12 protein-coding genes are annotated in these 21,335 nt (G+C 71.5%); 9 read left to right on the forward strand and 3 right to left on the reverse strand.

Annotated elements, in window-relative coordinates; genetic code table 11:
- Window positions 1-117 precede the first annotated feature (117 nt).
- From QQM67_RS23865 to hflX, 3 genes are all read left to right on the forward strand, one after another.
- The gene (locus QQM67_RS23865) at window positions 118-2,397 is read left to right on the forward strand and encodes a RelA/SpoT family protein (RefSeq protein WP_314176293.1); all 2,280 of its coding nucleotides are present in this window, start codon (window positions 118-120) and stop codon (window positions 2,395-2,397) included.
- 97 nt (window positions 2,398-2,494) lie between these two features.
- The gene (locus tag QQM67_RS23870) at window positions 2,495-4,018 is read left to right on the forward strand and encodes a M1 family aminopeptidase (RefSeq protein WP_399067475.1); all 1,524 of its coding nucleotides are present in this window, start codon (window positions 2,495-2,497) and stop codon (window positions 4,016-4,018) included.
- A gap of 259 nt (window positions 4,019-4,277) precedes the next feature.
- Window positions 4,278-5,789, forward strand: a complete 1,512-nt coding sequence (hflX, locus tag QQM67_RS23875) for a GTPase HflX (protein WP_314176295.1) — start codon at window positions 4,278-4,280, stop codon at window positions 5,787-5,789.
- A 120-nt stretch (window positions 5,790-5,909) separates the two neighbouring features.
- On the opposite strand, the gene QQM67_RS23880 is transcribed toward hflX, so the two are convergent.
- Both QQM67_RS23880 and QQM67_RS23885 read right to left on the reverse strand, forming a co-directional pair.
- Window positions 5,910-7,109 carry a trypsin-like serine peptidase gene (locus QQM67_RS23880; protein ID WP_314176297.1) on the reverse strand — a complete coding sequence of 400 codons (1,200 nt, stop codon included), beginning with the start codon at window positions 7,107-7,109 and terminating at the stop codon, window positions 5,910-5,912.
- Between the two features lie 361 nt (window positions 7,110-7,470).
- On the reverse strand, window positions 7,471-8,688 hold the full coding sequence (locus QQM67_RS23885) for a trypsin-like serine peptidase (RefSeq protein WP_314176299.1): 1,218 nt from the start codon (window positions 8,686-8,688) through the stop codon (window positions 7,471-7,473).
- Window positions 8,689-8,969: 281 nt separating this feature from the next.
- On the opposite strand from QQM67_RS23885, the gene QQM67_RS23890 reads away from it, so the two are divergent.
- Genes QQM67_RS23890 through QQM67_RS23905 form a run of 4 tightly spaced genes read left to right on the forward strand, consistent with a single transcriptional unit; the run spans window position 8,970 to window position 16,235 of the window.
- Window positions 8,970-11,123 (forward strand): IucA/IucC family protein, encoded by a 2,154-nt coding sequence (locus tag QQM67_RS23890; protein ID WP_314176301.1) that lies wholly within the window; start codon window positions 8,970-8,972, stop codon window positions 11,121-11,123.
- Window positions 11,124-11,164: 41 nt separating this feature from the next.
- Window positions 11,165-12,058 (forward strand): GNAT family N-acetyltransferase, encoded by an 894-nt coding sequence (locus QQM67_RS23895; RefSeq protein ID WP_314176303.1) that lies wholly within the window; start codon window positions 11,165-11,167, stop codon window positions 12,056-12,058.
- A 54-nt stretch (window positions 12,059-12,112) separates the two neighbouring features.
- The gene (locus QQM67_RS23900) at window positions 12,113-14,110 is read left to right on the forward strand and encodes an IucA/IucC family protein (protein ID WP_314176802.1); all 1,998 of its coding nucleotides are present in this window, start codon (window positions 12,113-12,115) and stop codon (window positions 14,108-14,110) included.
- A 52-nt stretch (window positions 14,111-14,162) separates the two neighbouring features.
- Window positions 14,163-16,235: an ATP-dependent DNA helicase gene (locus tag QQM67_RS23905; RefSeq protein WP_314176305.1), complete on the forward strand. Its 2,073-nt coding sequence runs from the start codon at window positions 14,163-14,165 to the stop codon at window positions 16,233-16,235.
- A gap of 98 nt (window positions 16,236-16,333) precedes the next feature.
- On the opposite strand, the gene lexA is transcribed toward QQM67_RS23905, so the two are convergent.
- Complete coding sequence (lexA, locus tag QQM67_RS23910) at window positions 16,334-17,146, reverse strand: transcriptional repressor LexA (protein ID WP_314176306.1); 813 nt, start codon at window positions 17,144-17,146, stop codon at window positions 16,334-16,336.
- A gap of 439 nt (window positions 17,147-17,585) precedes the next feature.
- Here lexA and nrdR point away from each other — a divergent pair, with 439 nt between their 5' ends.
- Window positions 17,586-18,203: a transcriptional regulator NrdR gene (gene nrdR, locus QQM67_RS23915; RefSeq protein ID WP_314176308.1), complete on the forward strand. Its 618-nt coding sequence runs from the start codon at window positions 17,586-17,588 to the stop codon at window positions 18,201-18,203.
- 145 nt (window positions 18,204-18,348) lie between these two features.
- Window positions 18,349-21,237 (forward strand): vitamin B12-dependent ribonucleotide reductase, encoded by a 2,889-nt coding sequence (locus QQM67_RS23920; RefSeq protein ID WP_314176310.1) that lies wholly within the window; start codon window positions 18,349-18,351, stop codon window positions 21,235-21,237.
- The last annotated feature ends 98 nt before the right edge of the window (window positions 21,238-21,335 follow it).

Here is a 21,335-nt window from a genome sequence, read left to right on the forward strand (position 1 = left end):
GGTGTGGTGGGGTCGGTACCATCACAGGCCCGGGGTGCCGCCGGGCAGGTGGCCCCGGCAATGCTTCAGCGGGATCGGCTGGATCAGCGGGGATCGGCGGGATCGGCAGGAGGTGCCATGAAGAGTCTGCGAAGGCTCAGCCGCGCGGCCCTGCTGGGTCAGGCACCGCGCCGCGACGGCCTCCCCGACGCCATCGAGCACGTCGCCAAGGTGCACCGCGCCCACCATCCCGGAGCCGATCTCGGCGCGCTGCGCCGGGCGTACGTACTGGCGGAGTCCTCGCACCGCGGGCAGATGCGCAAGAGCGGCGACCCGTACATCACGCATCCGCTCGCCGTGACGCTGCTGCTGGCCCAACTCGGCGCCGAGACGACCACGTTGACGGCCTCTCTGCTGCACGACACCGTCGAGGACACCGACGTGACGCTGGAGCAGGTGCGCAAGGAGTTCGGCGAGGAGGTCGGCTATCTCGTCGACGGCGTCACCAAGCTGGAGAAGGTGGACTACGGCGCGGCGGCCGAGCCGGAGACGTTCCGCAAGATGCTCGTTGCCACCGGCAGCGACGTCCGCGTGATGTCGATCAAACTCGCCGACCGGCTGCACAACATGCGCACGCTCGGCGTCATGCGCCCCGAGAAGCAGGTCCGCATCGCCAAGGTCACCCGGGACGTGCTGATCCCTCTCGCCGAACGCCTCGGCGTCCAGGCGCTCAAGAGCGAGCTGGAAGACCTCACCTTCGCGATCCTGCACCCCGAAGAGCACGCGCTGGCACGGGAGTTGATCGCCGAGCACGCCCGCGAGCCCGATCCGCTCACCGGCGTCGCGACGTCCGTACGGCGGCTGCTGCGCGAGGCGGACATCGCGGCGCAGGTGCTGATCAGGCCCCGGCACACCGTCTCCGTACACCGACTCCGCCTCAAGCGCGGCGAGTTGGGGCCCTGCGACTTCGGGCGGCTGCTCATCCTGGTCGAGGAGGACGCCGACTGCTACGCGGTGCTGGGCGAGCTGCACACCTGTTTCACGCCGCTCGTCGCCGAGTTCAAGGACTTCATCGCCGCGCCCAAGTTCAACCTCTACCGCTCGCTGCACACGGCGTTCGCCGATGAGGAGGGCAGGATCGCCGAAGTCCTCGTGCGCACACGGCAGATGCACCGCGTCGCCGAGGCAGGGGTGATCGCGCTGGGCGATCCGCACGGAGCGCCGGCCGGCGACGGCGAGGGCACCGCAGAGCCCGGCGGCCCGGGATGGCTCTCCAGGCTGCTGGAGTGGCAGAGCCACGCCACCGACACCGAGACCTTCTGGGCGGAGCTGCGCGACGAACTGGCGCAGGACGGCGAGATCACCGTCTACTGCGCCTCACCCGGAGCCGCGCCCGCGTCCGGTGGCGGCGCCCTGCCGCTGCCCGCGGGAGCGACGTGCGTCGACGCGGCCTACGCGCAGTACGGCGAGGCGGCGCACCGCTGCATCGGCGCCCGCGTAAACGGGCGGCTGACCGCGCTGAGCACCGTCCTGCGGGACGGCGACGCCGTGCAGCTCTTCATGGAGCCCGCCGTGGGGGCGGTGCCGTCCGGGCCGTCGCCGGAGTGGCTGGAGTACGCCCGCACGCCGGCCGCCCGCATCGCCATCAGGCAGTGGCTCGCGGCCCATCCGTCCGCGCCGGAGCCCGAGACGGGCACGGACGCGGAGACGGAGCCCGGCCCCGTGCCCTTGCCGGCGCCGGTGAGTGCGGCGCGCGGCGACGACGGCGCCTCCGCCGAGCGGTGCGCGGACGAGGGCTCCGCGGCGGCCGCCGGCTTTCGCGGCGCCGCGGCGGGCGTGCACGCGGACGGAGGCGGCGTACGTACCGCACGGCGCCGGGAGTGCGACAGGGCGCCGGCAGCGGCCGGGGCCCCGCCCGGAAGCGGAACCGCGGCGGCGACCAGAGCCGGAGCCTCCGAGGGCGCCGCGACTGTCGTGGCCGAAGACCCGCACGCCGTCGTGCGGCTGGCGGGCTGCTGCACGCCCGTACCGCCCGACAGCGTCACCGGGTTCGCGGTGCGCGGCGGCACCGTCACCGTCCACCGCGACAGCTGCCACTCCGTGACGCGCATGGTCTCCACGGGGCGGCGCACCGTGCCGGTGCGCTGGGAGCAGGGCGCGTCCGGATGCCGGGTGACGCTGCGCGCCGAGGCTCTCGGGCGCACACATCTGCTGGCCGATCTGACGGAGATCATCGCGGCGCAGGGCGCGACCGTCGTCTCGGCCGAGGTCGAGCCGCCCCGCGAACAGCGCGTCCTGCACACGTACACGCTGCAACTCCCCGACGCCGCCGGGCTGCCCGCCCTGATGCGGGCGATGCGCCGCGTCCCCGGCGTCTACGACGTCACGCGTGCCGCCCGGCCCATGCCGGCGCGCTGACCACGGGCCGGGCCGCGTCGAGACGGGCGGACTTCTTTCGGGTGTGCCCCTGCTGTGCCGGTCCGGAAGCCGATCCGTGTGCTGATAGCACTAATCCATGGTCGACTCATCTTCCGCAGTGAAAAGGCCTGCTCACACCCCCCGCACCGGCATCGCCGCCGACCCGTACACCCGCACCCGTCCGACGGCCCGCACCAGGGCCCGTACATGCGTGGCCGTCGCCTGCGCGGTCCTCGCGATCGCCGCCGCCGCGCCTCCGTCGCCGAAGCCGCTCGGCGTGGGCGACCGCGTCTTCCCCCACCTGGGCAACCCCGGATACGACGTGCGCTCCTACGACATCTCCTTCCGCTACGGAGGCGGCAACACCGAGCCGCTCGACGCCCGTACGGTCATCGACGCCGACGTCACCGCCCGGGACGGACTCCCGCGCTTCAACCTGGACTTCGCCGCCGGCAAGGTGCGCTCGGTAAGCGTCGGCGGACGCCCCGCGCGGTACCAGCGCGCGGGCGAGGACCTGGTCGTGACCCCTTCCCGTACGGTGCGCAAGGGCGAGCGCATGCGCGTCGTCGTCCGGCACACGAGCCCCACGGGAGAGCCCGCGACCGGCGGCTGGGTCCGCACGAAGGACGGACTGGCCATGGCGAACCAGGCCGACGCCGCACACCGGGTGTTCCCCGGCAACGACCACCCCTCCGACAAGGCACGCTTCACCTTCCACGTCACAGCGCCCCGCGCACTGACCGTGGTCGCCGGCGGACGGCTCCAGAGCAAGGAGCGCAGCGGCGCGGACAACCGGTGGACGTACCGGGTCGCGCACCCCATGGCCACCGAGCTCGCCCAGGTCTCGATCGGGCGCTCCTGGGTGCGCAACGCCAAGGGCCCGCACGGACTGCCGCTGCGCGACGTGGTGCCGCGGCGGGACAGGGAGAAGCTGCGGCCGTGGCTGGAGAAGACCCCCCGTCAGATGAAGTGGCTCGAACAGCGGCTGGGCACCTACCCGTTCGAGACATACGGAGTGCTGATGGCCGACGCCAGCACCGGGTTCGAGCTGGAGACGCAGACGCTCTCGCTCTTCGAGAAGCAGCTGTTCACCTCCCGCGCCGTCCCGTCCTGGTACAAGGAGTCGGTCATGGTGCACGAGCTCTCGCACCAGTGGCTCGGCGACAGCGTGTCCCCCAGGAAGTGGGACGACCTGTGGCTCAACGAAGGCCACGCCACCTGGTACGAGTGGCTCTACGGCGCGGAACGCGGCGGCCCCTCCCTGGAGACCCGGGCGCGGCAGGCGTACAAGACGTCCGACAGCTGGCGCAAGCGCTACGGGCCTCCCGCGAAGCCGCACGCGGCCAAGCCCGGCAACAAGATCGACATCTTCCGCAAGAGCGTCTACGACGGCTCCGCGGTCGCGCTCTACGCACTCCGCGAGAAGATCGGCAAGGAGGACTTCGCGCGTCTGGAGCGTGAGTGGGTCACGCAGCACCGCGACGGCAACGCCTCCACCGAGGACTTCGTCAGGCTCGCGGGCGCCGTCGCGAAGAAGGATCTGAAGGGGTTCCTCAAGGGGTGGCTGTACGGCGAGAAGACCCCGGAGATGCCGGGCCACCCGAAGTGGCGCAGCTCCTGACGCGGCTGCCGGCGGCGTCCCGGGAGGCCCCCGGGACGTTCCGCCGCCCCCCGGGGGGGGAAGGGAGGTCCGGCGCAAATCCGGGTGACGGCCCGGCGCGCCCGTGCCACCATTTCCGTCCAGGCGGGCCCGGCAGTGCCGCCGCGAGGGGTGCTTCGCGGGGCCGGGGGCGGGAATCAATACCGCCGGACGAGCGTTTGCCGTAGCGGAGGCAGGGCTTCGTCCCGTTCCGCATCTCTCACTTCGACGTAAGGACCCAATGACCTTCTCCTCTTCTCTTCCTCACAACGGCCAGCGCGTCGACGCGTCCGACCGCCGAGCTGACGCCCTGATGGAAGAGGACGTCGCTTGGAGTGACGGGACCGACGGCGAGCGTGACGGCGAGCAGCACGACCGCAGCGACCGCGCTGCGCTGCGCCGCGTGGCGGGACTCTCCACCGAGCTGGAGGACGTCACCGAGGTCGAGTACCGGCAGCTTCGGCTGGAGCGCGTGGTGCTCGTCGGGGTGTGGACCTCCGGCACCGCGCAGGACGCGGAGAACTCCCTCGCGGAGCTCGCCGCCCTCGCGGAGACGGCCGGGGCGCTCGTGCTCGACGGTGTGATCCAGCGCCGCGACAAGCCCGACCCGGCCACGTACATCGGATCGGGCAAGGCGGAGGAGCTGCGGGACATCGTGCTCGACAGCGGCGCGGACACCGTGGTGTGCGACGGCGAGCTGAGTCCGGGCCAGCTGATCCATCTTGAAGACGTCGTGAAGGTCAAGGTCGTCGACCGTACGGCGCTAATCCTCGACATCTTTGCGCAGCACGCCAAGTCCCGTGAGGGCAAGGCCCAGGTGTCGCTCGCGCAGATGCAGTACATGCTGCCGAGGCTGCGCGGCTGGGGTCAGTCGCTCTCGCGCCAGATGGGCGGCGGCGGCTCCGGCTCGGCCGGAGGCGGCATGGCCACTCGTGGCCCCGGTGAGACCAAGATCGAGACGGACCGGCGGCGCATCCGCGAGAAGATGGCCAAGATGCGCCGTGAGATCGCGGAGATGAAGACCGGCCGCGAGATCAAGCGGCAGGAGCGGCGCCGCAACAGAGTGCCGTCGGTCGCCATCGCCGGGTACACCAACGCGGGCAAGTCCTCGCTGCTCAACAGGCTGACGGGCGCGGGCGTCCTCGTGGAGAACGCCCTGTTCGCGACCCTCGACCCGACCGTACGCAAGGCCGAGACGCCCAGCGGCAGGGTGCACACGCTGACCGACACCGTCGGCTTCGTCCGGCATCTGCCGCACCACCTCGTGGACGCCTTCCGCTCCACGATGGAGGAGGTGGCCGACGCGGACCTCATCGTGCACGTGGTCGACGGCGCACACCCCGCTCCCGAGGAGCAGCTGGCCTCGGTGCGCGGTGTGATCACCGACGTGGGCGCCTCTCACGTGCCGGAGCTCGTGGTCGTCAACAAGGCCGACGCCGCCGAACCGGTCGTCCTGGAGCGGCTGTTGCGCGCCGAGAGCCGCGCGATCGCGGTATCGGCCCGCACCGGCCAGGGCATCGAGGAGCTGCGTGCCCTCATCGACGAGGAACTTCCGCGCCCGTCGGTCGAGTTGGAGGCGCTCGTCCCGTACACCGAGGGCAAGCTGGTCTCGCGCGTGCACAGCGAGGGCGAGGTGCTCTCCGAGACGCACACGGAGGACGGCACACTGCTCAAGGCGCGGGTGCACGCGGAACTCGCCGCCGAGCTGCGCAAGTACGAGCCGCAGGCGGCGGCGGGCGGTCTCGGGCTGTAACAGCCGCGTCCGCGCCACGAGTACTGCCGAGGCCCGCACACCGGACCGGCTCACGGTCGGCCGGCGTGCGGGCCTCGGCAGTTGGGACGGGTGGCGGCGGTAACTCGGTACCTTCGCCTGTCAGTTCCTTCCGGCGTACTTCTTGCTGACCGCGTCGAAGACGTTCTTGGCCGTCGGCCCGAGGCGCGGCCCCGCGAGCCAGGCCGCGGGCTGCGGGCCTATGGAGTTGACCGACACCAGCTCGGCCTTGCCGCTCCTGCCCTTCATGAACCAGCCGCCGCCGGAGGAACCGCCGGTCATGGTGCAGCCGATGCGGTAGAGGGCGGGCTGCGCCGGGTCGATCGTCAGCTTGCCCGGCTTGTCGGTGCAGCTGTACATCTTCGCGCCGTCGAACGGCGGCGCCGCCGGGTAGCCGTAAGAGCTGAGGCCCGAGAAGCGATCGGCGCTCGGCGCACGGAAGTTGATCCTCACTGCGGCGCCGACGGTCTCCTCCAGCGACTTGCCCGCGGGCTGCTCCGGCCGTACGTGCAGCACCGCGAAGTCCTGCTGTGAGCCGCCGCCGCCCGAGGCCGCGCCCTTCTCGATCCAGTAGTCGCTGGTCTGCGCCCACTCGCCCCACCACTGGCCGTACGGGGCGACGTCCTGCGGCTGTGCGTTCTCGACCTGGGACGGCGCCAGGCCGCGGTTGTTGTAGGCGGGCACGAACATGATGTTCCGCAGCCAGCCGCCCTTGCCGCCCGAGTGCACGCAGTGCCCGGCCGTCGCGACGAGGTTGGACTTCCCGGGGTTGCGCGGGTCCTTGACCACGGTGCCGGAGCAGACCATGGGGCCCTTCGGGGTGTCCATGAAGACCTTGCCGGCGGGCGCCGCGTTCCGCGTGTACGGCGTGTCCACGCCGCGTGCCTTCACGGGCCGCGGCTCGGGGTCGCTGGCGCCCGCGCCCGACGCCGACTCGACGTTCTCGGGGACGCGCTTGCCGTTGTCCTCCGCCTCGTGCATGCGACCCGGCTTCCAGTGGTCCTTGATGTACGGGTTGACGAAGTCCTTGCCCTCACGGATCCATTGGTCGCGGTCCCAGTTCTTCCATTCGCCGTTGCGCCACTTGTCGAGGTCCTTCAGCGACGTGGGAAGGTCCTTCGGCAGATCCTTCGGAATTCCCAGATCCTGCGTCGGCGACTGCTCCGCGGAGGGCTTGCCCTGCGCGTCGGCGTCGCCGTCCGCGCCGGACTGGCATGCGGTGACGGCAAGTGAGAGCGCCGCGAGGACCGCGGCGAGGGCCCGGCCCGTACGCCGGCGGCCGTGCCTGCGCATCGATGACATGGAGATGATCCCCCTGTGAGTGGAACGGGAGCCCGAACACGATCGGGCTCATGAACAGTGACAACAGCGAAAACCGCGCAGCTGCGAAATCAGCGGATCTGCGGATCTGCGGATCCGCGGATCCGCGAAGACAGCGTCAGCGGTGAGAACTTCGGAACTGCGAAGCTCCGAGAGCGGGCGGGCAGCGCGACGAGAACGCGAACTCGGCGAGCTGCACCGACAGTCGGTGGGGCAGTCCGAGGGGCGGGATGCGGGAACCGGGAGATCCCCATACACCGGAGCCCCCGTACGGGGGTGGCGGGCGGGCCGCCGGTCGTCCAGCGACAACCGGCGTAACCCGTGAATACCCCGCCCCTCGCGGCTACTTCGCGGCCAGGCTGTCGAAGACGCCCTTGGCTTCCTTGCCGATGCGGGGCCCCGCGAGCCAGCCGCCCTCCACCGGTCCGACCGACGTGACCGAGAGCAGTTCCCTGCCGCTCGGGCTGAGCCAGCCTCCGCCGGAGGAACCGCCGGTCATGCTGCATCCGACGCGGTACATCGTGGGCTGGCGCGTGTCGAGCGTCAGACGCCCCGGCTTGCCGGTGCAGGTGAGCATCTTCGTGCCGTCGTACGGCGGCGCCGCCGGGTAGCCGTGCGGCGTGAGGCTCGGAATCGCCTTCACCCGGGGCGTGTTGAAGTTGACCTTCGCGGCCTTGCCGACCGTCTCCTGAAGCGACGGGCCGGACTTGTCGTCCTCCGGGCGCACCTTCATCACGGCGAAGTCCTGGGGCGCGCCCTTGCCGCCGGTCTTCGACCCGTTCTCGATCCAGTGGTCCGTCGTGCGCGCGTACTTGGCCCACCAGACGCCGTCGGGAGCCACGTCCTTCTTCGCCGCCTTGGCCAGCTGCGCGTTGGAGAGACCCTTGGGGTTGTAGCGGGGCACGAAGACGACGTTGCGGAACCAGCCGCCGCTCCTGCCGGCGTGCACACAGTGCCCCGCGGTCGCGACCAGGTTGGACTTGCCGGGGTGCTGCGGGTCGGTGACGACGGTGCCGGAGCAGACCATCGAACCCTCCGGCGTGTCCATGAACACCTTGCCGACGGGCGGACTCGACTTCGTGTAGGGGAGCTTGACCTGCTTGGCCTGCACCCGGGACGGAGTGGGGTCGGTGACGCCCTCGTCCTCGCCGGTGCCTCCCTTGCCGCCGCTCTCGCTGTCGTCGATCTCGTCGTCGTCGACCTTGCGGTCGTTCCCGTCGGCGTCCTTCATCCGGTCCGGGTCCCACAGGTCATCGATGATCGGGTTGATGAACTCCTTCGCACGGCGGAGCCATTCGTCCCGGTCCCAGTTCTTCCATTCGCCGTTGCGCCACTTGTCGAGGTCCTCGAGCGAGCTGGGGAGATCCTTCGGCAGATCCTCCGGCAGGCCCAAGTCCCGCTTCTTCTGGTCCTGCTGGGCCGACTCGGAGGCGCTGGGCTCGCCGCCCGCGCCGTCTTCCTCGGGGCCGCACGCGGTGGCCGTGACGGCCAGCGCCGCTATGACCGCGGCCACGGCGAGCCCGGGACGTCGTCGGCGCGCGGGCCTGCTGGTGGCTGACATGAATGAACTCCCCCTGAATGTCCTCGTACCTCTTGAATTGTCGCGCCCCTCCTGCCGGAGGGGGACGGTCTCCCCGGCCGCGGCCGCATCGCAGCGGGCCGGTGAAGCCAGGGGAAACTATGCCCCGTCGGGTGGGGGACGGGACCGGCAGGGTCCACGGTTCCGACCGGTTCACGTCACAGATCTTCACTTCGCCCGTGATCAGGGCGCTCCGGCTTCGTTGGTACGGACGGGGGGCGGCCCGCACTTCTGCGCGCCGAGTCGACACCGGAGGAGCCTTCGTGAACGCGCGCGCAGGAGCGGCCCATTCAGTCCCGGCGGACCTCGACCGGGACGAGTCCACAGCTCCCGTACCGCACGTGGCGCAGCCGTCTCCGGGCATCGCCGTCGACGGCCTTCCGCCCGCCTCGGTGCGGCTGCCGGAACAGGTGCAGGGGCTCGCCCACGGGCTCCGCGCGGAGGCCGCCGAAGCCGCCGATTCCGCTGCGGACGCAGGAGACGCAGGAGACGCAGGAGACGCAGGGGACGCAGGGGACGCAGGCGATGCGGGGGACGCTCAGGACGCCGCGGCGGCCGAGGACGCCGCGGGCGCGGGAGCCTTCCCGGACGGTCCGGCGGGCACGGCCGACGCAGCCGCCGTGGCCAACCTGCTCTGCTGCTGGGTGCGCGAGCGGGACATCCCGCGGCCGGCGGACGGCGGGCCTCTGCTGCTCCCCATGGACGCCACGGGCGTCACACTCCGCGTGCCCGTGCGCTACTGGTCGCCCACCGGACGGCACGAGTTCGGGCCGCCGCTCCTCGACGGCGCGTGCCCGGGAGCCGCGCCGCTCGACGCCGTCGCTCTCGCCGCGCTCATCGCACGCGAGGCCGCGCCGCGGGGCCGGAGCTCCGACTCCCGTGCGCCGCAGGGCAGTTCGGGCTTGGCGGGGTCTGGCGCCCCGGCAGGGCCCGCTCCCGCCGACGCCGCCGCCGATCTCGTCGCCCGCGTCGCCGACTCCGTGCGCCGTACGACGGAGTTCATCGCGGAGCGCGCCGCCGCCCCCCAACCCCCGCCGGAGAAGGGCCCGTTCCTCGACGCCGAGCAGGCGCTCGTCCTCGGCCACCCGCTGCATCCCGCGCCCAAGAGCCGCCAGGGTCTGTCCGACGAGGAGTGCAGGGCGTACTCACCGGAGCACCGGGCGGCCTTCCCGCTGCACTGGATCGCCGTCGACGAATCGGTCCTCGCGTGCGACTCCGCATGGACGGAGCGCGGCCGCGCGGTGAGCGCCGCACAGCTCGCCGCCCGGCTCGCCGGCGACGCTCTCACGTCCAGGCTGCCCTCCGGCACCGTCCCGCTGCCGCTGCACCCCTGGCAGGCCCGCCGTCTCTCGCACCGTCCCGCCGCCGCGCGCCTGTTCGCGGACGGGCTGCTGCACGACATGGGCGAGGCGGGCGACGTCTGGCACCCGACGTCCTCCATCCGTACGGTCGTGCGCACCGGCGGACCCGCGATGCTCAAGCTCTCCCTCGGCCTCCCCATCACCAACTCCCGCCGGGAGAACCTGCGCAAGGAGCTGCTGCGCGGGCTGGAGGTGCACCGGCTGCTGCGCTCCGGCCTGGGCGCGCAGTGGCGGGCGGTGCACCCCGGCTTCGACATCGTCCGCGACCCGGCGTGGCTCGGGGTCGACGGCCCGGACGGCCTGCCGCTGCCCGGCTTGGACACCGTCATCAGGCACAACCCCTTCGGCCCGTCCGACGACGCGGTGTGCGTGGCGGGGCTGACCGCCGAGCAGCCCTGGCCGGGCGCGCCGGGACGGGGCATGCGCTCGCGCCTCGCGCACGTCGTCGAAGAGCTCGCCGCACGCACCCACAGGTCCGTCACGACCGTCGCGACCGAGTGGTTCCTGCGCTATCTCGTCGCCGTCGTACGGCCGTTGCTCTGGCTGGACGCACACGCCGGGATCGCTCTGGAGGCACACCAGCAGAACACCCTGGTGCTCCTCGACGCCGAGGGGTGGCCGGCGGGCGGCCGCTACCGCGACAACCAGGGCTACTACTTCCGCGAGTCCCGGCGGGACGCGCTCCAGCAGCGGCTGCCGGGCGCGCGGCTCGGAGTCGACAGTGACACCTTCGTGGACGACGCCGTGGCGGACGAGCGCTTCGCGTACTACCTCGGCATCAACAACGTGCTCGGCCTGATCGGCGCCCTCGGCGTGCAACGGCTCGCCGACGAGCGGGTGTTGCTCGACGCGGCGCGCCGCTTCCTGCGCGCGCGGGCGGACGAGGGCCGCTCGTGCGGCGGTCCCGTGTCCGCGCTGCCGGCGATGCTGCTCGACTCGCCGACGCTGCGCTGCAAGGCCAATCTGCTCACGCGGCTGCACGGCATGGACGAACTCGTGGGCCCCGTCGACACCCAGTCCGTCTACGTCACGATCGCCAATCCGCTCTGCCGCTGAGCGGCCGACGGCGACTGGTTGCCGAGAGGAGGTCCGCCCGCGTGAATCGTCCGAACTCCGGTGCGCCGGACACTCCGGACGCTCCGGACGCCTCGGCGCGGTCCGGGGACCGGGGCGTCGACGACACCGTCGATCTGCGGATCTCCGGCGAACTGGCCGCCCTGATCGCCGAGCACGACGAGCGCGGACGCCTTGACGGGCATGCCCGTCCGGCCGACGCCCGTCCAGATGCCGGTGCCCGTGCCGGTACGGATTCTTACGCCCGCTTGGAGCCGCCTGCCGACGCCGCGAGTCCGCAACGCGCCGGTTCCGCACGGGACTTACGGGGCGAGGCGCCCGCGGCGGGACCGGCCTTGCCGGAGCCGGATCTGCTCGACTCGGTCGGCGACTGGCCCGCCTGCGAGACCCCGGTCGGCACGCTGCGGCTCCTTCCCGTCCGCATGGACCGCGATCTGCGCCTGATCTCCGCCTGGATGAACGACCCGGCGGTGGCCGCGTACTGGGAGCTCGACGGCCCCCAGGAGGTGACGGCGGCGCATCTGCGACCGCAACTGGAGGGCGACGGGCGCAGCGTGCCCTGCCTGGGCGTCCTCGACGGGGTGCCGATGAGCTACTGGGAGATCTACCGCGCCGACCTCGATCCGATCGCCCGCCACTGCCGGGCGCGCCCGCACGACACGGGAATCCACCTGCTGATCGGCGGAGTTCCGGACCGCGGCCGCGGGATCGGCACAGCGCTGCTGCGCGCCGTCGCGGATCTCGTGCTGGACCGGCGTCCGAGCTGCGGGCGGGTGCTCGCCGAGCCGGACGTACGCAACACCGCATCCGTCGCGGCGTTCCTGAGTGCCGGATTCCGGCTGTCGGCCGAGGTCGACCTGCCCGGGAAGCGCGCCGCGCTCATGGTCCGGGACCGGGCGCTGCGCGACGTGCTCTGACGACCCGGTCCGGCCCTCCTGTCCTGTCCCCGAACAAGGAGAACCACTGTGCACCTGCCGGCCCGCGACGACAGCCACGACGATCCCCGCACATCCGGCGAGCCCCATCTCCCGCCCGGAATCGACCAGGACAGCTGGCGCAGGGCCGGCAGACGGCTGCTGGTGAAGATGATCAGCGAGTTCGCGTACGAGGAGATCATCCGGCCGGAGCCCGACACCGAGCCGCCGACGGAGCCCGATGGGGGACCGGAAGCGGAGGCCCATGCGGAACGCGACGAGGAACCCGGCGCCGCCCCCGGGGCCGGCCCCCGCGAGGCCGGCCCCGAAGCCCAGCCCGACCGCGACCCGGGCACCCACCCCGAGTCCGCGCCGGGCTCCGGACCCCGGCCCGCCGCCACCCGCCCGTACCGTCTCCGCGTCGGCGAGGGCCTCACCCTCCGCTTCCGCGCCCGCCGCGGCGCCTACGGCCACTGGAACATCGACCCCGCCTCGCTCACCCCGCCCGGAACCGACCCCTTCGGCTTCCTCCTCCGCGCGCACGACACGCTCCTCGGGCTGACCGGCGACACGACCGGCCACCTCATCCGCGAGCTGTCCGCGACCCTCCTCGCCGACGTACGGCTCAGCGAGCGCGAACTGCCCGCGGCCCGCCTCGCCGAACTCGGATACGCGGAGCTCGAAGGCCACCAGAAGGGCCATCCCTGGCTCGTCGCGAACAAGGGCCGCCTCGGCTTCTCCGCCTCCGACGCGGCCCGTTGGGCGCCCGAGGCGCGCCGCGAGCAGCCCCTTCCCTGGCTCGCCGTGCGCAACGGCCTCGCCGCCTACCGGGGCGTCCCCACCCTCGCGGAGCCGCACCGCCTCTACGAGCGCGAACTCGGGCCGGACACCCTCCGGGACTTCCGCCACACCCTGCGCTCGCGCGGACTGCCCGCCGAGGACTACCTGTTTCTGCCCGTACATCCCTGGCAGTGGGACGAGACGGTCGCACCGCTCTTCGCGGACTCGCTCGCCAAGGACGAGATCGTCCCCCTCCGTTCCGACGGCGACCTGCGGCTGCCGCAGCAGTCGGTGCGTACGTTCCTCAACATCACCCGCCCCGAGCGGCACACGGTCAAGCTGCCGCTCTCCGTGCTCAACACCCTTGTCTGGCGCGGGCTTCCGACGGAGCGGACCCTCGCCGCCCCGGCCGTGACGCAGTGGATCCACGGGCTGCGCGACGGAGACGCCTTCCTGCGTGACGAGTGCCGGGTGATCCTGCTCGGCGAGGTCGCCTCCGTGACCGTCGCCCACCCCCTGTACGACCGGCTCCCGCAAGTCCCGTACCAGTACCGCGAACTGCTCGGCTGCATCTGGCGCGAGCCCCTGGCCGGGCAGCTCGAATCGGGCGAGCGTGCGCGCACCCTCGCCTCCCTCATCCACACCGACGCCCGCGAGCGGTCCCTCGCCGCGGAACTCGTCGGGCGCTCCGGGCTGCCGCCGCGCGTATGGCTGCGCCGCCTCTTCGCCGCGCTGCTGCCGCCGCTGCTGCACTTCCTCTACCGCTACGGGACGGTCTTCTCACCGCACGGCGAGAACGTGATCGTCGTCTTCGACGAGGACGACGTTCCCGTACGGATGGCGGTCAAGGACTTCGTCGACGACGTCAACGTCTGCGCCGAGCCGGTGCCCGAACTGGACGGCATGCCGGACGAGGTCCGCGAGGTGCTGCTGACCGAGCCGCCGCGCTTCCTCACCCAGTTCATCCACTCCGGTCTCTTCATCGGCGTCTTCCGCTACCTCGCACCGCTGTACGAGGAGCAACTGCACGTCCCCGAGGGGGAGTTCTGGTCGCTGCTGCGTACCGAGACCGAGCGCCACCACGCCCGGTTCCCGGAGCTGAAGGAGCGCTTCGCCCTCTTCGACCTGCTCGCACCGCGCATCGACCGGCTCTGCCTGAACCGCAACCGGCTGCACATGGACGGCTACCGCGACAGCCCCGAGCGCCCGCACGCCGCCGTACACGGCACCGTCGCCAACCCGCTCCACCCCGCCGGTCCCGCGTGGCCCGGGTGAGCCCGAAGGGAGCGGACGCGGTGTCAGAGGCGCCGCGTAGGGTGTCGGAGCTATGAGCAAGCCCGCCCTCACCGATCTCCTGCACGCCGCCGTCACCGCCGTGGGCGGTACGGAAAGGCCTGGTCAGGTGGCCATGGCCGAAGCGGTCGCCGAAGCGGTCGGCGACGGCACCCATCTGCTGATCCAGGCGGGCACCGGCACCGGCAAGTCCCTCGGCTATCTCGTGCCCGCGCTGGCGCACGGCGAGCCGGTCGTCATCGCGACGGCCACGCTCGCGCTGCAACGTCAACTCGTGGAGCGCGATCTGCCCCGTACGGTGGAGGCGCTGCATCCGCTGCTGCGCCGCCGCGCCGTCTTCGCCATGCTCAAGGGCCGCTCCAACTACCTCTGCCTGCACCGCCTGCACGAGGGCGTGCCGCAGGAAGAGGAGGACGGGCTCTTCGACCCCTTCGAGGAGGCGGCCCCGACCTCCCGGCTCGGCAAGGACCTGCTGCGCCTGCGCGACTGGTCCGACGACACGGAGACGGGCGACCGGGACGAGCTGCGGCCGGGCGTCTCCGACCGCGCCTGGTCCCAGGTGTCGGTCTCCTCGCGGGAGTGCCTGGGCGCCACGAAGTGCGCGTACGGGCCGGACTGCTTCGCCGAGGCGGCCCGCGAGCGGGCCAAGCTCGCCGAGGTGGTCGTCACGAACCACGCGCTCCTCGCGATCGACGCGATCCAGGACGCCTCGGTGCTGCCGCGGCACGAGGTCCTGATCGTCGACGAGGGCCACGAGCTGGTCTCGCGGGTGACCGGCGTGGCCACGGGCGAACTGACACCGGGCGGGGTCAACCGCGCCGTCCGCCGCACCGCGAAGCTCATCGACGAGAAGACCGCCGACCGGCTCCAGACGGCGGCCGAGGGCTTCGAGCGGCTGATGGAGCTGGCCCTGCCCGGCCGCCTCGAAGCGGTCCCCGAGGATCTCGCGCACGTCCTGATGGCGCTGCGCGACGCCACGCGGGAGGGCGTCACGGCCCTCGGCAACACCCGCGACAAGTCCGTGCAGAACGAGGACGCGGTGCGCAAACAGGCCCTGGCCTCGCTGGAGAACGTGCACGACGTCGCCGAACGGGTCGTCGAGGCCTCCGAGTTCGACGTGGTCTGGTACGAGCGGCACGACCGCTTCGGCGCCTCCCTGCGCGTCGCCCCGCTGTCCGTCTCGGGGCTGCTGCGGGAGAAGCTCTTCGCCGACCGCTCCGTCGTCCTCACCTCCGCCACCCTCAAGCTCGGCGGCGACTTCGACGGCGTCGGGGCCTCGCTCGGGCTCGCCCCGGAGCAGGTGCTCGGCGAGGACCAGCCGGGCGGGGAGGCAGGGGAGGCGCAGCGGGAGACCCCGAAGTGGCGCGGTCTGGACGCGGGTTCGCCGTTCGACTACCGCAAGCAGGGCATCCTCTACGTGGCCGGGCATCTGGCGCCGCCCGGGCGTGAGCCGACCCGGCGCGACATGCTCGACGAGCTCGCGGACCTCGTGGGCGCGGCCGGCGGCCGTACGCTCGGGCTCTTCTCCTCCATGAGGGCCGCGCAGACGGCCGCCGAGGAGCTGCGCGGCAGGCTCGACGTGCCGATCCTGCTACAGCGCGAGGAGACGCTGGGCGAGCTGATCCGCCGCTTCGCGGAGGACGCGGAGACGTGCCTGTTCGGCACGCTCTCGCTCTGGCAGGGCGTCGATGTGCCGGGCGCGAACTGCCAGTTGGTGGTGATGGACCGCATCCCCTTCCCGCGCCCCGACGACCCGCTGATGAGCGCCAGGCAGAAGGCGGTGGAGCAGCACGGCGGCAACGGCTTCATGGCCGTCGCGGCCACGCACGCCGCGCTGCTGATGGCGCAGGGCTCCGGGCGGCTCGTACGGGCGTCGGGGGACCGCGGCGTCGTCGCCGTGCTCGATCCGAGGCTTGAGCGGGCGCGTTACGGCGGCTTCCTGCGGGCCTCGATGCCCGACTTCTGGTACACGACGGACCGCAACCAGGTGCGGCGTTCGCTCGCCGCCATCGACGCCGCGGCGAAGTCCGCAGAGAAACCGGCGTCGGAATCCGCCGCGCAAACCGTCACGGATTCCGTCTCGGAGTCGGCGGCCGCCGAGGTGTAGCGGCCGCGCGCACGGCGGAGCCGCCGGTTCCGGCGCAGTGGAACCGGCGGCTCGTGACTCGCGAGGGACACCCGGGGCGCGGGCCTTGCGCGGGGGTCTCAGACCCTGCGCAGCACGGCGACGACCTTGCCCAGGATCGTCGCGTCGTCACCAGGGATGGGCTGGTACGCGGAGTTGTGAGGCAGCAGCCACACGTGACCGTCCTCGCGCTTGAAGCGCTTGACGGTGGCCTCGCCGTCGAGCATCGCCGCGACGATGTCGCCGTTCTCGGCGACCGGTTGCCGCCGCACGGTGACCCAGTCGCCGTCGCAGATCGCCGCGTCGACCATCGAGTCGCCGACGACCTTCAGCACGAACAGCTCGCCGTCGCCGACGAGTTGACGCGGCAGCGGGAAGACGTCCTCGACCGACTCCTCCGCGAGGATGGGGCCGCCGGCTGCGATCCGGCCGACCAGCGGCACGTAGGACGCAGACGGCTTGCCCGTGGTGTCGGTGGTGACCTGCGCGGCCGGAGTGTCCGAACCGCGCACCTCGTACGCCCGCGGGCGGTGCGGGTCGCGCCGGAGGAAGCCCTTGCGCTCCAGGGCCATCAGCTGGTGCGCGACGGACGAGGTGCTGGACAGGCCGACGGCCTGCCCGATCTCGCGCATGGACGGCGGGTAGCCGCGCCGCTGCACCGAGTCACGGATCACTTCGATCACACGGCGCTGACGGTCGGTGAGTCCGGAACTGTCGGCTCGGATGCCCGGAGGTCGCCCCGGCAGCGAGCGCTTCGCCTGTTGAATGTCCTGAGCGCCGGCGTCCAGTGCCCCGTCCGCTTCTTCCACCGGAGTCACCGGCGGAATGCTGTCGAGCGACTGCGCGGAACGGTTCTGGGACGTGATGGTGGCACTGTCTGCTGTGGTGGTCACGTCGGCCCCTCTCGAGCGTTTCTCCCTAGTGGGACAACGGTAGTTGGTTTCGAAAGGTTGCGCCAAACACACGTTCGAGTGAAAAATTGCCGGATCGTCTGACGGGACCGATGCACGCGGTGTAGGCAGCGCCGCTGCCGACGGTTCGCGCACCCTCACAGTGTGTCGCAGGCGGCCCGCCGGTGTGGGCCGCATCGGCTCTCGCGTACTCTCGACTGCTGTCGACCGCTCGCGACACGCTCTCCCCCAACTCGCGTGCTGCCACCAGATCTAGTGGTTAGATTGGCACGCGCCACCCACAAGTTGTGGTCCCCCGGCTCCCAGTTGGGACTTTGTGGACTATGCTGGTGGCAACTTCGCGGACTCCTGCCGGAGCCGCGCGAGGGCGCAACAGTCATGCACGGAGCGGGTTTTCCAAGGCTCGAGGAGGGTGGGGGAAATGCACTGTCCCTTCTGCCGGCATCCCGACAGTCGCGTCGTCGACAGCCGTACGACCGATGACGGCACCGCCATCAGGCGGCGCCGCCAGTGCCCCGACTGCTCCCGCCGCTTCACCACCGTGGAGAGCGCGTCCCTGATGGTGATCAAGCGCAGCGGCGTCACGGAGCCCTTCAGTCGGGACAAGGTGATCGCGGGCGTACGCAAGGCGTGCCAGGGCCGCCCGGTCACGGAGGACGCCCTCGCTCAGCTCGGACAGCGAGTCGAGGAGGCCGCCAGGGCTACGGGCTGTGCCGAGCTGCCCACGCACGATGTGGGCCTCGCGATACTCGGCCCGCTGCAAGATCTCGATCTTGTGGCCTATCTGCGGTTCGCGTCCGTCTACCGCGCCTTCGAGTCCCTGGAGGACTTCGAGGACGCCGTGGCGGAGCTGCGGCAGGCCCGTGCGAGCGACCCGGCGGCCGGCAACGGTGCAGGTGGCGAGGGCCAGGGGGTCCAGGGGGGTCAGGGACATGCGGTCCCGGCCGGCCGCGAGGCCGGCGGAGGACGCGCAGAGGACAGCGTGAACGGCGCGGGCGGCAGCCCGGCGGCGTCGCTCGCGCCGCCCGCCGCAGGCTGAGCACCGAGCGGCGGAGCGTCGAGAAGAACTTCGGATCCGGCGGGGTGCGCACTGTGGCGCAGGCCGCCGAGAACTGTGAATCAGGCAAGGTGTCCCGGGAAGATTCGGGGCGCAACGGGGCGTTATGCCCGTTAAGGGAGGCGGAATGACAGAGACGACGAGCGGCCCGGCACGCGGCTCACGCGCGAAGGGTGGCAAGGCGGCCAAGGGGCTGCGGATCGAGCGCATCCACACCACTCCCGGGATCCATCCCTACGACGAGGTGGAGTGGGAGCGCCGGGACGTCGTCATGACCAACTGGCGCGACGGCTCGGTCAACTTCGAGCAGCGCGGCGTCGAATTCCCCGCCTTCTGGTCGGTGAACGCGACCAACATCGTCACCAGCAAGTACTTCCGGGGCGCGGTGGGCACCCCGCAGCGTGAGAACAGCCTGAAGCAGCTGATCGACCGCGTGGTCAAGACGTACCGGGCCGCCGGTGAGAAGCACGGCTACTTCGCCTCTCCGGCGGACGCGGAGATCTTCGAGCACGAGCTGGCGTACGCGGTGCTGCACCAGATCTTCAGTTTCAACTCCCCGGTGTGGTTCAACGTGGGCACCGCCCAGCCGCAGCAGGTCTCGGCCTGCTTCATCCTCTCCGTGGACGACTCCATGGAGTCGATCCTCGACTGGTACAAGGAAGAGGGGATGATCTTCAAGGGCGGTTCCGGCGCGGGCCTGAACCTCTCCCGCATCCGCTCCTCCAAGGAGCTGCTCTCCTCCGGAGGCAACGCCTCCGGGCCCGTCTCCTTCATGCGGGGCGCCGACGCGTCGGCGGGCACGATCAAGTCGGGAGGCGCCACGCGCCGCGCCGCCAAGATGGTCGTGCTCGACGTCGACCACCCCGACGTCGAGGCCTTCATCGAGACGAAGGTGAAGGAGGAGGAGAAGATCCGCGCCCTGCGCGACGCGGGCTTCGACATGGATCTGGGCGGCGACGACATCACGTCCGTCCAGTACCAGAACGCCAACAACTCGGTGCGTGTGACGGACCAGTTCATGAAGGCCGTCGAGGCCGGCTCGAAGTTCGGGCTCCGCGGCCGCATGACGGGCGAGATCGTCGACGAGGTGGACGCCAAGGCCCTCTTCCGCAAGATGGCTGAGGCGGCCCACGTCTGCGCAGACCCCGGCATCCAGTACGACGACACCATCAACCACTGGCACACCTCGCCCGAGTCGGGCCGCATCACCGCCTCCAACCCGTGCAGCGAGTACATGCACCTGGACAACTCGTCCTGCAATCTCGCCTCGCTGAACCTGATGAAGTTCCTCCGCGACGACGACGAGGGCCACCAGTCCTTCGACGCGGAGCGCTTCGCGAAGGTCGTCGAGCTCGTCATCACGGCGATGGACATCTCCATCTCCTTCGCCGACTTCCCGACCGAGAAGATCGGCGAGACGACCCGCGCCTTCCGTCAGTTGGGCATCGGCTACGCCAACCTGGGCGCGCTGCTGATGGCCACGGGCCACGCGTACGACTCGGACGGCGGCCGCGCGCTCGCCGGCAGCATCACCTCGCTGATGACGGGCACCTCCTACCGGCGCTCGGCCGAACTCGCCGCGGTGGTCGGCCCGTACGAGGGCTATGCGCGCAACTCCGGCGCGCACAACCGCGTCATGCGGCAGCACTCCGACGCGAACGACGCTGCCCGGCGCGCGGACGATCTCGACACTCCGGTGTGGGCGGCGGCGACCGAGGCGTGGCAGGACGTGCTGCGGCTCGGCCAGAAGCACGGCTTCCGCAACGCCCAGGCCTCCGTGCTGGCGCCGACCGGCACCATCGGCCTGATGATGGACTGCGACACGACCGGCGTCGAACCCGACCTGGCCCTGGTGAAGTTCAAGAAGCTGGTCGGCGGCGGCTCGATGCAGATCGTCAACAACACCGTGCCGAAGGCGCTCAAGCGGCTCGGCTACCAGGCGGAGCAGGTCGAGGCGATCGTCGAGCACATCGCCGAGCACGGCAACATCATCGATGCGCCCGGGCTCCGGCTGGAGCACTACGACGTCTTCGACTGCGCGATGGGCGAGCGCTCCATCTCCCCGATGGGGCACGTGCGGATGATGGCCGCCGCGCAGCCGTTCCTCTCGGGCGCGATCTCCAAGACCGTGAACATGCCCGCCTCCTCCACCGTCGAGGACGTCGAGGAGATCTACCTCCAGGGCTGGAAGCTCGGCACCAAGGCGCTCGCCGTCTACGTCGAGAACTCCAAGGTCGGCCAGCCGCTCTCCGCCAAGCGCAAGGAGGAGAAGGCGGAGCCCGAGCCGGAGAAGATCGTCGAGTACCGGCCCGTGCGGCAGCGCCTGCCGAAGGGCCGTCCCGGCATCACCACCTCGTTCACGGTGGGCGGCGCCGAGGGCTACATGACCGCGAACTCCTACCCCGACGACGGGCTGGGCGAGGTCTTCCTGAAGATGTCCAAGCAGGGTTCGACCCTCGCGGGCATGATGGACGCCTTCTCCATCGCCGTCTCGGTCGGCCTCCAGTACGGGGTGCCGCTGGAGACGTACGTCTCGAAGTTCACGAACATGCGCTTCGAGCCCGCTGGCATGACGGACGACCCGGACGTGCGCATGGCGCAGTCGATCGTCGACTACATCTTCCGGCGCCTGGCCCTGGACTTCCTGCCCTTCGAGACGCGCTCGGCGCTGGGCATCCACTCCGCGAGCGAGCGTCAGCGCCACCTGGAGACCGGCTCGTACGAACCGTCCGAGGACGAGCTCGACGTGGAGGGGCTCGCGCAGTCCGCTCCGAAGGCGGAGACGGTCAAGGAGGCGAAGGAGAAGGCGAAGGAAGAGGCCAAGGCCGAGGGGATCAGCGAGTCACAGGCCGCCGTCCCGGCTCCCGACGCCGCGCACAACTCCACGGAGCTGATGGAGATGCAGCTCGGGCTGAACGCCGATGCGCCGCTGTGCTTCTCCTGCGGGACGAAGATGCGCCGCGCGGGCAGCTGCTACCTGTGCGAGGGCTGCGGCTCGACGAGCGGGTGCAGCTGAGGCGTGACGCGTGAGGCTTGAGGGCTGAGGCCCGACGAGCCCCACGGTCGCTGAGGCCGGCGAGACAGGAGAGACAGGCGGGGCGGGGTCCGGTGCGT

The organism is Streptomyces winkii, from assembly GCF_032248595.1.
GTDB classification, from domain to species: Bacteria; Actinomycetota; Actinomycetes; order Streptomycetales; family Streptomycetaceae; genus Streptomyces; species Streptomyces winkii.

Excerpts from the sequence above, each read along its gene's own strand:
- QQM67_RS23865 (WP_314176293.1), top strand. The coding sequence starts at position 118 with ATGAAGAGTCTGCGAAGGCTCAGCCGCGCGGCCCTGCTGGGTCAGGCA.
- QQM67_RS23870 (WP_399067475.1), top strand. The coding sequence starts at position 2,495 with ATGGTCGACTCATCTTCCGCAGTGAAAAGGCCTGCTCACACCCCCCGC.
- hflX (WP_314176295.1), top strand. The coding sequence starts at position 4,278 with ATGACCTTCTCCTCTTCTCTTCCTCACAACGGCCAGCGCGTCGACGCG.
- QQM67_RS23880 (WP_314176297.1), bottom strand. The coding sequence starts at position 7,109 with ATGTCATCGATGCGCAGGCACGGCCGCCGGCGTACGGGCCGGGCCCTC.
- QQM67_RS23885 (WP_314176299.1), bottom strand. The coding sequence starts at position 8,688 with ATGTCAGCCACCAGCAGGCCCGCGCGCCGACGACGTCCCGGGCTCGCC.
- QQM67_RS23905 (WP_314176305.1), top strand. The coding sequence starts at position 14,163 with ATGAGCAAGCCCGCCCTCACCGATCTCCTGCACGCCGCCGTCACCGCC.
- nrdR (WP_314176308.1), top strand. The coding sequence starts at position 17,586 with ATGCACTGTCCCTTCTGCCGGCATCCCGACAGTCGCGTCGTCGACAGC.
- QQM67_RS23920 (WP_314176310.1), top strand. The coding sequence starts at position 18,349 with ATGACAGAGACGACGAGCGGCCCGGCACGCGGCTCACGCGCGAAGGGT.